The organism is Natrinema altunense (genome assembly GCF_000731985.1).
In the GTDB taxonomy this organism is placed as follows: domain Archaea; phylum Halobacteriota; class Halobacteria; order Halobacteriales; family Natrialbaceae; genus Natrinema; species Natrinema altunense.
In genome coordinates, this window is sequence record NZ_JNCS01000004.1 from 276,787 (window position 1) to 290,365 (window position 13,579).

12 protein-coding genes are annotated in these 13,579 nt (G+C 67.2%); 8 read left to right on the forward strand and 4 right to left on the reverse strand.

Annotated elements, in window-relative coordinates:
• Positions 1-86: 86 nt before the first annotated feature.
• Positions 87-2,177, forward strand: coding sequence for a GAF domain-containing sensor histidine kinase (locus tag ALTAJ2_RS10320; RefSeq protein ID WP_007110026.1), 2,091 nt, complete (start codon positions 87-89; stop codon positions 2,175-2,177).
• Between the two features lie 16 nt (positions 2,178-2,193).
• Here the strand turns inward: ALTAJ2_RS10320 and ALTAJ2_RS10325 are convergent, their stop codons facing one another.
• Positions 2,194-3,186, reverse strand: a complete 993-nt coding sequence (locus tag ALTAJ2_RS10325) for a replication factor C small subunit (protein ID WP_007110027.1) — start codon at positions 3,184-3,186, stop codon at positions 2,194-2,196.
• 162 nt (positions 3,187-3,348) lie between these two features.
• Between ALTAJ2_RS10325 and ALTAJ2_RS10330 the strand changes: the two genes are divergently transcribed.
• The 6 genes from ALTAJ2_RS10330 to ALTAJ2_RS10355 all read left to right on the forward strand — a co-directional run bounded on the left by ALTAJ2_RS10330 (position 3,349) and on the right by ALTAJ2_RS10355 (position 9,222).
• On the forward strand, positions 3,349-4,443 hold the full coding sequence (locus tag ALTAJ2_RS10330) for a bactofilin family protein (RefSeq protein ID WP_049900685.1): 1,095 nt from the start codon (positions 3,349-3,351) through the stop codon (positions 4,441-4,443).
• Between the two features lie 59 nt (positions 4,444-4,502).
• Positions 4,503-4,754 carry a ubiquitin-like small modifier protein SAMP2 gene (samp2, locus tag ALTAJ2_RS10335; protein WP_007110029.1) on the forward strand — a complete coding sequence of 84 codons (252 nt, stop codon included), beginning with the start codon at positions 4,503-4,505 and terminating at the stop codon, positions 4,752-4,754.
• A 204-nt stretch (positions 4,755-4,958) separates the two neighbouring features.
• A complete protein-coding gene (locus ALTAJ2_RS10340; protein WP_049900687.1) occupies positions 4,959-6,155 on the forward strand; it encodes a PAS domain-containing protein in 1,197 nt (398 codons plus the stop codon).
• A complete protein-coding gene (locus tag ALTAJ2_RS10345; protein WP_049900690.1) occupies positions 6,152-8,098 on the forward strand; it encodes a bacterio-opsin activator domain-containing protein in 1,947 nt (648 codons plus the stop codon). Before ALTAJ2_RS10340 ends, ALTAJ2_RS10345 begins: the two co-directional genes overlap by 4 nt.
• A gap of 257 nt (positions 8,099-8,355) precedes the next feature.
• Entirely contained in the window at positions 8,356-8,784 is a 429-nt protein-coding gene (locus ALTAJ2_RS10350; RefSeq protein WP_007110030.1) for a GNAT family N-acetyltransferase, read from the forward strand.
• Between the two features lie 72 nt (positions 8,785-8,856).
• Positions 8,857-9,222 (forward strand): hypothetical protein, encoded by a 366-nt coding sequence (locus tag ALTAJ2_RS10355; protein WP_007110031.1) that lies wholly within the window; start codon positions 8,857-8,859, stop codon positions 9,220-9,222.
• A 23-nt stretch (positions 9,223-9,245) separates the two neighbouring features.
• Here the strand turns inward: ALTAJ2_RS10355 and ALTAJ2_RS10360 are convergent, their stop codons facing one another.
• The 3 genes from ALTAJ2_RS10360 to ALTAJ2_RS10370 form a co-directional block, all read right to left on the reverse strand.
• Positions 9,246-10,625, reverse strand: a complete 1,380-nt coding sequence (locus ALTAJ2_RS10360; RefSeq protein WP_007110032.1) for a tryptophanase — start codon at positions 10,623-10,625, stop codon at positions 9,246-9,248.
• Positions 10,626-10,797: 172 nt separating this feature from the next.
• Complete coding sequence (locus ALTAJ2_RS10365; RefSeq protein WP_049900754.1) at positions 10,798-11,421, reverse strand: hypothetical protein; 624 nt, start codon at positions 11,419-11,421, stop codon at positions 10,798-10,800.
• A gap of 198 nt (positions 11,422-11,619) precedes the next feature.
• Positions 11,620-12,798, reverse strand: coding sequence for an aspartate kinase (locus ALTAJ2_RS10370; protein WP_007110034.1), 1,179 nt, complete (start codon positions 12,796-12,798; stop codon positions 11,620-11,622).
• A 224-nt stretch (positions 12,799-13,022) separates the two neighbouring features.
• Between ALTAJ2_RS10370 and ALTAJ2_RS10375 the strand changes: the two genes are divergently transcribed.
• A complete protein-coding gene (locus tag ALTAJ2_RS10375; RefSeq protein ID WP_049900757.1) occupies positions 13,023-13,460 on the forward strand; it encodes a hypothetical protein in 438 nt (145 codons plus the stop codon).
• The last annotated feature ends 119 nt before the right edge of the window (positions 13,461-13,579 follow it).

The window sequence follows — 13,579 nt, forward strand, 5'->3', positions numbered from 1 at the left end:
CGCTTCCCGAAACGCGGTCCGAGACGGACGGCAAAGTTTTATCCTGACGGACGGTCTCGCCACATAGACGATTGAACGGCACCGGGATGACGACGGGGACGACGACCCAGCGACCGCGAACAGTGCTCTACGTGGCCGACGCGGAGGCGGCTGCCAGCGACGGCGCTAGCGCACTCGAGGCGGTCGACGCCGGGCGGGAGCGGTCGGTCCACGCCGTGACGGCCGTCGATCGCGTCCGGAACTGGGCTCCCGAGGCCGACTGCGTCGTCTTCGCCGAGACGCCGACGACGGCCGCGGGCTCGTCGCTGCTCGAGGTAATCGAGGCCTGTGGCTCGACGCCGGTGATCCTCTTTACCGACCCGTCGTTCGCGCCGACCGCCGCACGATCGACCGACGGTATCGACGGCTACGTCCGCCGGAACACCGACGACGCCGTCGCCCACCTCGCGGACGAGATCGAGTGGGTCTGTCGCGATACCGGGGACGCGGGGAGCGCCGACCGCGCCGCGTCGACCCCCGGACCCGCCCAGCGCTTCCTCGAGTCGGTCCCCGAAGTGGTGGCCTGTCGCGACCGCGACCGACTCTTCGAACGCCTGGTCGAGACCGCGGCGGACGCCCTCGACTGCGAGACCTGCTGGCTCTCGACGGTCCACTTCGGGGAGTTCACCCCCCGGGCGACCGCGTCGGGGGTCTCTGACGACGACCTCGAGCCGGTCTCGCGCGACGGGGTCCGCGACGAGACCCTGCAAACCGGTGAGACGCTTCGAATCGACGAGATCGCGAGCGACGACCGACTGACGGCCCCCCTCGACGGGGTGACGTCGCTGTGTTGCGTTCCGGTCGGCGATATCGGACTCCTGCAGGTCGCCGCCGAGGAGGCAGCCGCGTTCGACGACCGCGACTGTGACTCGCTCGCCGCGTGGTGTCGCGTCGCCGCCGCGGTCCTCGAGCGGATCGACGACGACGCGAGCCACAGGACGGCCCGCGAGCGACTGCAACGGGAGCGCGATCGGCTGCGGACGGACCGCGACCGACTGGCCGGCAAACGGGACGAGTTGGCGGCCGAGCGCGACCGCCTCGCCGACGAACGCGACCGCTTCCGTGCGCTGTTCGAGACCATCCCGGAGCCGGCGGTCCACTACGAGATCGACGACGGACGGGTGCTCGTCCGGGACAGCAACGACGCCTTCGGCGAGGTCTTCCGGACCGATCCCGAGGGAGCCGACGACGAGGCCCCCATCGCGCCGGGACTCGAACACCGGGGAGAAACGCTGCTCGAGTCGCTCCGGGCGGGCGAGCGCCGCCAGCTCGTCAGTCGTCGGGAAACCGTCGATGGCGTCCGCGAGTTCCTGCTGACGCTGGTGCCGGTCGACGGTGGCGCGAGCGATGGCGGGGCACCCGACGCTCACACTCCCGACGGGCTGCTCGTCTACAGCGACGTGACCGAGGCGAGCCGCCGCGAGCGGGCAGTCGCCGCCGCCGAGGCCCGACTCGAGACGATCGAAACGCTGGTCGACGAGGAGATGCGGACGCCGCTGAACGTCGCCCGCGGCTACCTCGAACTCGCCGAGGAAACCGGCGCTGCCGAACACTTCGCGGAGGTCGACGACGCGCAGAAGCGGCTGCGGGAGCTCGTCGATCGGCTCGTCTCGATCGTCCGGCGGGACGACGTGCTCGTCGAGACCGAACCCGTCGCCATCCACGACGTCGCGCGGCGGGCCTGGGTCACCGTCGAGACCGACGATGCGCGGCTCGTGACGCACACGGCCGACGACCGCGTGCTCGAGGCGGACAAGGCGCGGCTGCGGGACCTGTTCGAGCAGCTGCTGAGGACCGTGATCGACGCGGCCGACGGAACCGACTGCGGAACGAAAAGCGGCAACGAAACGGTCGGGCCGGCCGACGCGGACACCGAGACGACGGTCGTCACCGTCGGCGCAACCGACGACGGGTTCTACGTCGCGCGACGCGACGCCGAATCCGACGCCGCGGACGCCGACGACGGGATCGAGACGGACCCCGTCCCCGACCAGTTGACCGCGGCCGACGGCACCGGTTTCGGGCTCGACACCGTCGAACGCATCGCCGACGCCCACGGCTGGAACGTCGGCGTTGCGGCGGACGACGGGCGCATCGCCGTCGCGTTCCGCGGCGTCGACGCCGGCGACGCCCACTAGTCGGGCCGACCGCCGATCAGGCGTCCGTCTCGAGCGCCAGCGACGCCAGCATCGCCTCGAGTTGCAGGCGCTCGTTTGCGCCCTCGGTAATGCGGTAGTCGACTTCGCCGAGTCGCTCGAGCAACCGCACGGTCGCCCGCTCGGGAACGTCGAACTCCCAGGCCGACCGGTGGAGTTGATCGATGACGTCGCCGCCGGCGAGCCCGCGCTCGGTCAAGAGGTCCTCCAGGGCGGCGCGGGCGGCGGTGAAGTCGCCGTCGATGGCGTGTTCGACCATGGCCTCGACCTCCTCGGGGCGGGCGGTGGCGGTGATCGCGAAGACGGTCTCCTCGTCGACGGTTTCGCCCATCACCGCGGCGGCCTGCAACGCGTTGATCGCCTTGCGCATGTCGCCGTCGGCCGCGTAGACTAAGGCGTCGACGCCGTCGTCGGTCACCGCGATATCCTCGGTGGCCGCGATCTCGCGGACCTGAGCCTCGATCGCGTCCACGGTGAGTTCGGTAAAACGAAAGACCGCACAGCGGGACTGGATCGGGTCGATGATCTGGCTCGAGTAGTTACACGAGAGGATGAATCGGGTGTTGTTCGAGAACTGCTCCATCGTCCGGCGCAACGCGGACTGGGCGTCGGAGGTCAAGGCGTCGGCCTCGTCGAGGAAGATGATGCGATGGGAGTAGCCGCCGAAACTCGAGCGGGCGAAGTCCTTGATCCGGTCGCGGACGACGTCGATCCCCCGCTGATCGGAGGCGTTGAGTTCGAGGAAGTTCTCCTGCCAGTCGTCGTCGTAGACCTCTCGAGCGATGCTTTTCGCTGCCGTCGTCTTTCCCGTGCCGGCCGGGCCTGCAAAAAGGAGATGGGGGAGATCGTCCTGCTCGACGTAGTTTTTGAGCCGCGGAACGATGTCCGTGTGGCCCTTGATGTCGTCGAGTCGCTCCGGACGGTACTTCTCGATCCAGACTTCGGTCTTGCCGGGTGTGGGTTCCGCCGCCTCGGCGTCGGCCTCGCTCATACCGGTCGAAGGTGGGGCCGCAAGATAAAACGACCGAAGGTCGCCATCGGCTCGCGTCGCCGGCAGTCCAGGGGTGGCACACCGATCACGAGACCGGACCGTTTTCGTCCCTGACACCGTGGTGGCGGGTTTTACACCCTGCTCGGAGAAGGGACGTGCACAATGGTTGGCTCAAGCACACGATCGCGGCTCGTCGTCATCGCAGTGGTCGCCCTCGCCGTCGTCGGCACCGTCCCGGTGCTGGTCGCCGCGCAGAGCAACGGGCAAACCGGCGGGACGGTCGTCGTCGAGGAGGGCGAGACGGTCGAGACACTCGAGGGGATCGGCGGCTCAGTCGTCGTCCGCGGGACCGTCACCAACGATGTCAGCGCCGTCGGGGGCGACGTACGGGTCGAACGGACCGGTTCGGTCGGCGGCGATCTCGAGGCGGCCGGCGGGAGCGTGACCATCGCGGGAACCGTCGAGGGCGACGTGGCTGTCGGGGCGGGAAGCCTCACGATCGCCGAGAACGGGACCGTCGGCCAGGACCTTACGGCCGGCGTCGGGAGCGCGACGATCGAGGGGACGATCGAGGGCGACGCCGAAATCGGGGCGGAAACGATCCGGCTGGGAGAGAGCGCCTCGATCGCGGGCGATCTCCGGTACGACGGCGATCTCGAAGGGAACACCGACGCGGTCGCGGGCGACGTCGTGGAGGACTCCTCGCTCGGCGTCGACGTCGCACCGACGGTTCAGCCCTTCGCATCGTGGCTGTTCACGGCCTACGCGCTGGCGGTGAACCTGCTGCTCGGAGCCGCGTTGCTCGCGCTGTTCCCGCGGTTCTCCGACGGGGTCGCCGACCGCGTCGCGTCGGGTCCCGTTCGCTCCGGGCTCGTCGGGTTGCTCGTGGCCGTTGGGATCCCGGTCCTCCTGATCGCGCTCGCGATCACCGTCATCGGGCTTCCGCTGTCGCTCGTGGGCGGCTTCGCGTTCGGCCTGCTGCTGTGGATCGGGATCATCTACGGGCGCTTCGCCGTCGCCGCGTGGCTCCTCTCGCTGGTCGGGCTGGGCAACCGCTGGCTCGCGCTCGTCGTCGGGCTGGTCGCCGGCGCTGCCCTCGGCCAGCTTCCGATCCCGTTCGTCGGCGGTGTGATCAACCTGCTCGTCCTCCTGCTGGGGCTCGGCGCGCTCGTCCGCGCCCTCTACGGCCACTGGCGCGCCGGCCGGAAGCGCGGTCGAGAGCGCCGCGCCGGACCGGACGAGCCGGCGGCGGAGTAAGCGGCGGCGAGCTGACCCTCGAGCGACGCGCTCAAGGCCGCCGCGGCGTAACGGGGCGTATGCACGTCACCGTCGATGTCAAGGGCGAGGACACCTACGAACTCGAACTCGAGGCGGTGGCGGGGGCCGCGGCCGATGGGGAAGCGACCGGCGATCCCGCCGACGCCACGCCGACGTACGCGGACCTGCTCCGCGAGGTCGAGTTGAGTCCACACGAGGTGAGCGTCCTCGTCGACGGGCGTCCGGTCCCGGAGGATCAGCCCGTCGAGAGCGACCACGTAACGGTGTTGCGGCTGATCAAGGGCGGGTAACGCTGGCGACTCGGTCCGTAGCGTATCCGGTTGGGGGAAGCAGTTGCCACCCGGTAGCCGAGTCGATCGACACGAATGCTCAGTTGGCAACAGTTTCTGCAGCATCGACCCGCTCAGTAATAGCCGCTCAGCGACTACTCGACTCGTATGAGAGACACCACGCGTCAACGAGTGTTGGGGCCTGTATCTCCCATCCGGACGGGTATGGTGGCAGTCGTACTGGGACTCCTCGTCGGTGTTACGTTCGCGGTCTGGAGCGGCCAGGCGGAGTCGGTTCAGTCCGTCGTGACCCGACCGCTACTGGACGCCGTCCCGACGATCGGACTCCTCGCGCTCGTCATCCCCAGCGACACGGGGAACGCGATCGCGCGGTTGACGGCGAAAATCGAGCGATTCGAAGCCGGCGCGGACGCCGTCGACTTCTCGAGCGATCGCGACGACGAACTCGGCGCCCTGGCGGACGCCATCGACAGCATGGTCGGGACCGTCCGTGAGCGCGAACGCCGGTTCGAGCGGCAGATCGGGTTTACCAACGACGTGCTCGACGCCATCGACGACGTGTTCTACGTCCTCGACGAGGACGGGAACGTTCAGTACTGGAACGAGCGGCTGCCCGAGAGAGCGGGCTATTCGGACGAACGGATCGAGTCGATGCACGCGCTCGATTTCTACGAGGGAGCGGACAGGGAAACGATCCGGGCGGCGATCGAGACGGCCCACGAGACGGGGAACACTCGAGTCGACGCCGACCTCCGAACGGCCGACGGTGACTTCGTTCCCCACGAGTTCACCGCGGTCGCCCTCGAGGACCCCGACGGTGACACGGTACTGGCGGGAATCGGTCGGGACGTAAGCGAGCGCACACGCCTCGAGCGGGACCTACGCACCGAGAAGGAGCACTTTCGCGTGGCACTCGAGAACTCGCCGATCACCGCGTTCAGGACGGATACCGACCTCCGCTACACGTGGATCGGCAACCCACACCCGGACTTTCGGCCCGAAGACGTGCTCGGGACCCGTGACGACGAGTTGTTGCCGGCGGCGGAGGCGGAGAAGGTTATGGCGCCAAAGCGGACGGTGCTAGAGACCGGCGAGGGCGTCCGCGAGGAGGTGACGTACGATCTGTCCGGCGAAACGGTCACCTACGATCTGACGGTCGAACCACTCCACGACGACGCCGGGGAGATCGTGGGCCTCTCCTGTTCCTCGGAGGACATTACCGACCGGAAAGAGCACGAGTGGGAGCTCGAGCGAACGGGTGATTTACTCCGACAGACACAACGGATTGCGAGAGTGGGTGGCTGGGAACTCGACCTGCGAACCGATCCCCCCTACAGCGGCATGCTCACGGACGAAGTCTATCGGATCCACGAGCTCCCCCCGGAGAGCCGTTCGACATGACGAAAGGGATCGAGTTCTACCACCCTGACGATCAACCACGCATCCGTGCGGCCGTCGAGCGTGCCATCGAAACGGGTGAGCGCTACGATCTCGAAGCACGGCTGCTCACGGCCAGAGGGAACGAACGATGGATACACACGACCGGCAAAGGGATCGAAAAAGACGGTGAAATCGTCACGGTCAGGGGTGCGTTTCAGGATATCACCGCCCGCAAAGAGCACGAACTCGCACTGACGTCGATTCACGAAGCCACCCGCGAACTCCTCCACACGGAGACGGCGACCGACGTCGCCGAACTGATCGTCGAGACGACCGAGGACGTACTCAACGTCACCGGTGTCGGCATCTATCAGCTCAGCAGCGACGTGAACCGACTCGAGCCCATCGCTTCCACTCCCGGATTCGGCGACCGCTCCGGTGACCTACCGCCCGTTCCCGTCGGAGACAGCGACTCCATCGTCTGGAACACGTTCGCCACGGGAACACAGACGATCGTCGACGACACCGAACCGATCGAGCACGCACGGCTGTTCGACGGGACCGTCGACGGTGGGTTGTGCGTTCCGATCAGCGGGTACGGTGTCTTCGTCGTCCTCGGATCCTCGGCGACGCTCGACGACGAGACCCGGCAGCTGGTCGAAACGCTCGCTGCGACGACCGAAGCCGCGTTCGACCGGCTCGAGAGTGAAGCGAATCTCCGGCAGCGCGACGCCGAACTCGAAGAACGGAACCGTCGTCTCAACCGGCAGGTGAAGATCAACGAAATCATTCGGACGGTCAATCAGTCGCTCGTCGGCGCCACGACGCACGAGGAAATCGAACGAACCGTCTGTGAACGGTTGGTCGCCAACGACGACATCGCGTTTGCGTGGATCGGGAGCCTCGACGCCGGCGGGACCACGCTCCAGCCCCACGCCTGGGACGGCACCAATCAGGAGTATCTGAACGTCGTCTCCCTCGAGACGAGCGCACCATCGCCAGAGCCGTCCGTTCGGACAGCGCAGACCGAACGGTCGATCGTCGTCTCGAACGTCCTCAACGACCTGAAAGCCGACGTCTGGCGGAAGACCGCCCTCACCGCCGGCTTCTCGTCGTGTTGCTACGTCCCGATCGAGTTCGACGAATACTCGTACGGTGTTCTCTCCGTCTACGCCACCAAGCCGGGCGTCTTCGACGACCTCGAGCGAACGGTCTTCGAAGAACTGAGTGAGAGTATCGCGAATTCGATCGCCGCAGTGAAGACGCAACAGGCGCTGCAAGCCGACACGCTCCTCGAACTCACGCTCCGGATCGACGGGAGGGAGTCGTTCCTCACGAAAGTCGCCCGGAAAGCCGACTGTCGGGTCGAGTACGAGGGGCTCGCGGCCCACTCGGTCGACGAAACGCGGCTGTTCTTTTCGACGATCGGTGGAGACCCCGACGCGATCCGCGCGTTCCTCGAGAGTCTCGTCGCCGTCACGAACCACACCCTCGTCGACGAGTCCGGCGACCGGTGTCTCTTCGAAGCGACGACCACCGGTCGCACCATCGCCTCGAAACTCGTCCGCCACGGTGCGCGACCGCGGTCGATACGCGCTACCGAAACGGGACTCGAAGTGGTCGTCGATGTCTCACCGACGAGTGACGTTCGTGAGTTCGTCGACATGCTCGCCGAGCAGTACCCGAGCGCCGAACTCGTCGCGCGACGCGACGTCCAGCGAACGATGCACACGCGGGAGGAACTGGTAACGTCGCTGTTCGCCGAACTGACGGAGCGACAGCTCGAGGTCCTCAAAACCGCGTACTACGCCGGCTTCTTCGACTGGCCGCGGACGAGTACGGGTGAGGACATCGCCGAGTTGCTCGGTGTCTCCCAACCGACGATCAATCGTCACCTCCGACTCGGGCAGCGACGACTCCTCGAACAGTTGTTCGGCGGTGACGAACAGGCGATCGTCGACTAGTCCGCCGTCACCGTGGTCACTCTGCACGCGAACGGTGACGGTATCGCTCGGTCGTGGCCCCCAACGCGACCCGCGTTCGCTGAGACGATCACCGCCGGGTGACGAACCCGCCAGCGCTCGCTCGGTGAAAGCCCAGTCACTTTCCCCATCGATGTGGTACTCCACGTATGTCCCTCGCGGTTGCCCCGCCGAGAACGAGAGTCGAGCGAGCCAGAATCGACGCGCCGTTGGCCCACGCCGGCCGACGATCCTGACGCATGTTCGTCCGTACCGCCACCGCCGACGACGTTCTGGAGGTCCGTCGCATCCTCGACGCAGCGATGCTCGAGCCGGGTGACGTAGAACAGCGGATCGACGACGGAGACGTCTTCGTGGCCGGCGATCGGCGCGGGGGCACGGAGCCGGCCGGTGAATCCGACGGGAGCGAACGGGTGCTCGGCACGGCCGTTCTCGAACCCCTCGAGAGCGAGCCGGGCGCCCACGTCGGGGCGATCGGCGTCCGCCGTCGCCACCGGGGCCGGGGGATCGGCTCGGCGCTGATCGACCGGGCGCTCGAGCGGGAAAAACGGCTCACGGCCCGGTTCGACGACGATGTCAGGCCGTTCTACGAGCGACTGGGGTTTTCGATCGAACCGATCGACGACCACCGCCATCGCGGCGTTGCGGTGGCGGCTGGGTTCGTCTGACGGCTCGACTCATGGGGCCCCGTCGCCTGCCGGGGTAGTTTTATCCGGTCTGAACGTGGTACGTGCCCCAGCATGGCGCTCCAACGGCTGCTCCGCGGCGATCCGTCGAAGAGTTCGAAGGTCTATCTGGCGATCGGGCTCCTCTCGCTGGTGAAAGCGATCGCGGTCCGCAACGACCGGGACCGGTTCCGACGCGAGATCGTCGACGCCGGGTTGTTCCTCGGCGTCGGATTCGCGCTTCGCCGATTCAGCAGGGTGAAAGCGCAGAAACGCCGAGAGCTCGAGTCACAGATCCCCGACTGGGCAGCCGACGTGATACGGTCCGAAGCGACGTCGACGGGGCTGCAAACGATCGCGAAGCGACACCTCGGGAGTCGATCCGAGCCCGAACCGAAGACGGTTCGAGAGCGAGCGCGCAGCGTTTTCTCGAACCGGTAACTCGCGTCGGCCGCGCCCGTCCGTCAGTCCGAGTCCGCGTCAACAGCGGTCGCGGTTTCGGCCGAGACCGGCTCGAGCGACGCCGAAAAGTGACGAAGCTCGGGGACCGCGGGGTTGGAGACGATCTCGAGTCCGGACACCTCGTGGCGGTTCTCGAGGACGGCTTCGGCCGTCTCGACGACGTGCTCGAAGTGTTCCCGGTGGTAGGTCCGGCGCGGGATCGCGAGACGAACCAGTTCCGGTCGGTCGGTCTCGGGGAACGCGAAGCTCCCGAGTTCGACGCCCCTGACGCCACCTTCCCGATACAGTTCACAGACCAGCGCCTGCCCCGGGAACTGCTCGGCCGGGATCTCCGGGAAGGTCGCCCCTGCGTCGAGGTAGACCGCGTGCCCGCCGGTCGGCGTGTACACTGGGATGCCGGCCTCCTCGAGCATCGCGCCGAGTTCGCGGACCTGTTCGACCCGATCCTCGATGTACGACTCCTCGACGGCCTCGCGCAGGCCGACCGCCATCGCGGCGACGTCGCGTCCGGCCATGCCGCCGTACGTGGGGAACCCCTCGTAGAGGATCGCGCGCTGTTTACACTGCTCAAAGAGGGCCTCGTCGTCGGTCGCGACGAACCCGCCGACGTTCGCCAGCCCGTCTTTCTTCCCGCTCATGACGAGCGCGTCCGCGAGCCCGAGTTGCTCGCGTGCCACCTCGGCGACCGTCGCGTCCTCGAACTCGTCTTCGCGCCGGGTCACGAAGTAGGCGTTCTCCGCGAACCGGCAGGCGTCGATCACGAACGTGGCGTCGATCTCGTCGGCGAACGCCCGGACGCGACGGGTGTTCTCGACGCTGACCGGCTGGCCCGCCGTCGAGTTGTTCGTGATGGTGAGGATCACCAGCGGGACTCGATCCGCGCCGACCTCGTCGACGACGTCGCGGGCCCGCTCGATCGAGAAGTCACCCTTGAACGGCTCGTTCGTCGCCGGATCGTGGGCTCCCGGAACCGGACAGTCGACCGGATCGGCACCCTGATTCGAGACGTGCGCTCGCGTCGTATCGAAGTGAGTGTTGTTGAGCGCGACGTCGCCCTCGGAGAGCAGGCTGCCGTAGAGGACGTTCTCGGCACCGCGACCCTGATGGGCCGGGACCACGCGTTCGAACCCCATCACGTCCGCGACCGCGGACTCGAGGCGGTCGAAACTCGACGAGCCGGCGTACGCCTCGTCTCCCTGAAGCAGCGCGGCCCACTGGTCGTCGCTCATCGCGCCCGTCCCGCTGTCCGTCAGGAGATCGATGAACACGTCGTCCGCGGGGAGATTGAACGCGTTATACCCGGCCGCTTCGAGCGCCTGCGTTCGCCGTTCTTTCGATGGAAGGGTGATCCGTTCGACTACTTTCGACTTGTACGCGACCATACCCGCTCAACGCCGCCCGGCGTGTTCAGTCTAGCTGAGAGGTTGTGCGCGTCGATGGCTCGAGACGGCCCCCGCCGGACGGATCGACGCATCGATGGACGGAATCGGTGGACCGCGCGCGAACGGAGCCGACGGTGACACAGTGTGGGCAGGTTCGATCACGCCCGCGGACTCAGTGAGTGTCGACACGGACGCCGCCGAAGACACCGTCGGCGATCCGTGTCCTTGTCGGCTCGGGACCGACGAGTGCCAGCCTCTCGGCCCGTCCGTCACGGATGGTGAGTGTCCGCGACGAAGCGATACCGTCGGTCGAGCCGGCATCGGGAGCCGCGGGAGGGTCGACGCGGTCGTCGGGGTCGGTCGGGTCGGCAGCGACGAAGCCGGTCGAGTCGGCCCGACTGAGCGCACCGAGTTCGATCGCAGTAGCGTCGATCACGTCACCGTCGCCCCGGATGATCATGTCCGGGTCGCCGCCGAATTCGAACTCGAGGGCCGCACGCGTCGAGGCTCCGCCGTCGGCGTCGGTGGCGCGTCCCGTTCCGTCGGGATCAGCGCCCGTGGCGTTCGCAGCCGACGGCTCACCGTCCGGGCCGTTCGCAGCCGCCGTCTCGCCGGCCGCGAGGTCGGCGAACAGGTCGCTCGCCGTCGTGTCGACGGCATCCTCCGGTCTCGGGTCGTGGTCGCCGCCGGCGTCGACGAGGTCGGCGGGCGAGTCCGCGTCGAACGCCGCGAGGATCGCGTCCGGGTCGGCCTCGACCTCCTCGAGGACCGCCGCCGCTGTCGGGTCGGTGCTCATGTGTCCGTCCGCACCGACCACCACCTTCGTTACGGTGCTATTACCGCTATTAGCGACTGCATAACCGGCCGTGACCGCTGTAGCAGCTGCATACGCGAACAACTACGAAGATAACAGCGTGTTACCAGCGGTCGCGATCGGTTCGGTGACCCGAAACCCTGGGTCGACCCCAACACAGTTCCCGGACGAACCGCCCGGCTAGAACAGGTCCTGAGTCAACTCGAGGGTCTCCTCGCGGTCGTCCCAGTCGACGAACAGCGCGACGCTGGTCGCGCTGGTGATGATGTCCTGGAGGTGAATCCGGGCCTCGGCCAGCGGGTTGACGATCTCGCTGATGATCCCCGGCTGGTTAGGGAGTTCGCCGCCGGTCACGCGGATGACGGCGATCGGCGAGTCGACGGTGACACTCGAGAGTTCGTCGCGTGCGATGACCTCGCGGTGGAGGATGTTCTCGGCGCGTTCGGCTTCCTCCTCGTCGATGTAGAACGTGATGGTGTCCATCCCGCTGGCGACGGCGTCGATATTGATGTCGCTCTCCGCGACGGACTCCGAGAGATGGTTGAAGATACCGGGCTGATTGCGGATGGCGCGGCCGGCGACGGTCAGACAGGCAAGCGGCCGCTCGCGCAGGTCGACCAGGTTCTTGAACTCGCCTTCGATGCTCGTGCCGCCCGACAGGAGATCGCCGTGCTGGTAGTGGACGACGCGGACGTCTAACTTCCCGTCCTTGTACGACAGCGCGGAGGGGGCGACGACCTCGGCCCCGCGGAACGACAGGTTCCGGAGTTCGTCGACGGAGATCTCGCCGACGTTCCGAGCCCCTTCGACGACGTGGGGGTCGCCGGTCATGACGCCCTCGACGTCGGTGACGATGACGACCTCGTCGGCGTCCATGTACTTGCCCATCATGACGGCCGTGGTGTCGCTGCCGCCCCGCCCCAGCGTCGTGATCGAGCCGTCCGGCCCCTCGGCGAGGAAACCGGTGATGACCGGCACCGTCCCGTCGAGCTCCGCCGCGACCTCCTGGGCGCGTTCCTGGGTTTCTTCGACGTTGACCTCGCCGTACTCGTCGGTGACGACCGGCCACCGATCGCTGCCCGGCTCGAGGAAGATCGCGTCGATGCCGCGAGCCGACAGTGCGGCCTTGAGCATGCGGACTGACGTCCGTTCACCCATGCTGACGATCTGAGCGCGGTCGGCCTCGTCGGTCTCGAAGGAAATCTCGTCGAGCAGTTCGTCGGTGGTCGACCCCATGGCACTGGCGACGACGGCGATCTCGTGGCCGTCCTCGACGGCCGCGGCGATCGAATCGGCGGCGCGGTTGATCCGGTCGCCGCTGCCGAGACTCGTCCCGCCGAACTTGGCTACGACGCGCATACTGCCACCTCACGGGCCGCGAGCGTTACGATGGTGTGACTCATACTCGGTCCGTAACCAGAGCGGGCAAATAACTGTGTTCATCGTCCGCATTTTTACCTGCGACGGTAGTCCCCGCGATGCTACAGTCGTCCCCGCGAACGCGATCCCGACTCGAGCGCGCGGCGAACGGCGACGAATGCGCGACCGGGATTTATTGTCGTGCACCGCATTACCACACGCCGATGAACGTACGGGACGCACTCGAGGCCGACGCCGACGCGCTCGCGTCGATCGCCGACTCCCCGACGGACGTGATGCGGAACCTCGTCCACGACCGAACGGTACGCGTCGCCGAGGACGGGAGTCACGATCCGAACGCGGACGTCTCGGATTCGCAGTACAGCGGTTCCGATCCCGAGGACCTGCTGGGCTTCATTAGCTTCGACGCACGCGAGGATACCGTCCACGTCACCCAACTCGACGGAACCTGCGAGGCCTGCACACGGTTGCTGGCCGAACCCGTCCGGTTCGCCGAACGCGAGTCGATGGCCGTCGAAGTGCTGGCAGCACAGGACGCCGACTCCATCGAGACCGCCGCCGAGGATCTCGGCTTCGAACGGCGCGGCCACGGCCCGCGGTTCGACGGCTCCCCGACGGTTCGGTTTCGACTCGAACCGTAGCGAGGGGAGCAGAGTATTCGTACCGCGAGTGAGCGAAGCGAACGAGCGGGCCGACGACTGACCCGGAGCGCAGCGGAGGGGAAAGAGGAGTGCTTTTGATCGAAATTTTGCCGAGGGAC

Excerpts from the sequence above, each read along its gene's own strand:
- ALTAJ2_RS10320 (WP_007110026.1), top strand. The coding sequence starts at position 87 with ATGACGACGGGGACGACGACCCAGCGACCGCGAACAGTGCTCTACGTG.
- ALTAJ2_RS10325 (WP_007110027.1), bottom strand. The coding sequence starts at position 3,186 with ATGAGCGAGGCCGACGCCGAGGCGGCGGAACCCACACCCGGCAAGACC.
- ALTAJ2_RS10330 (WP_049900685.1), top strand. The coding sequence starts at position 3,349 with ATGGTTGGCTCAAGCACACGATCGCGGCTCGTCGTCATCGCAGTGGTC.
- samp2 (WP_007110029.1), top strand. The coding sequence starts at position 4,503 with ATGCACGTCACCGTCGATGTCAAGGGCGAGGACACCTACGAACTCGAA.
- ALTAJ2_RS10340 (WP_049900687.1), top strand. The coding sequence starts at position 4,959 with ATGGTGGCAGTCGTACTGGGACTCCTCGTCGGTGTTACGTTCGCGGTC.
- ALTAJ2_RS10345 (WP_049900690.1), top strand. The coding sequence starts at position 6,152 with ATGACGAAAGGGATCGAGTTCTACCACCCTGACGATCAACCACGCATC.
- ALTAJ2_RS10350 (WP_007110030.1), top strand. The coding sequence starts at position 8,356 with ATGTTCGTCCGTACCGCCACCGCCGACGACGTTCTGGAGGTCCGTCGC.
- ALTAJ2_RS10355 (WP_007110031.1), top strand. The coding sequence starts at position 8,857 with ATGGCGCTCCAACGGCTGCTCCGCGGCGATCCGTCGAAGAGTTCGAAG.
- ALTAJ2_RS10360 (WP_007110032.1), bottom strand. The coding sequence starts at position 10,625 with ATGGTCGCGTACAAGTCGAAAGTAGTCGAACGGATCACCCTTCCATCG.
- ALTAJ2_RS10365 (WP_049900754.1), bottom strand. The coding sequence starts at position 11,421 with ATGAGCACCGACCCGACAGCGGCGGCGGTCCTCGAGGAGGTCGAGGCC.
- ALTAJ2_RS10370 (WP_007110034.1), bottom strand. The coding sequence starts at position 12,798 with ATGCGCGTCGTAGCCAAGTTCGGCGGGACGAGTCTCGGCAGCGGCGAC.
- ALTAJ2_RS10375 (WP_049900757.1), top strand. The coding sequence starts at position 13,023 with ATGAACGTACGGGACGCACTCGAGGCCGACGCCGACGCGCTCGCGTCG.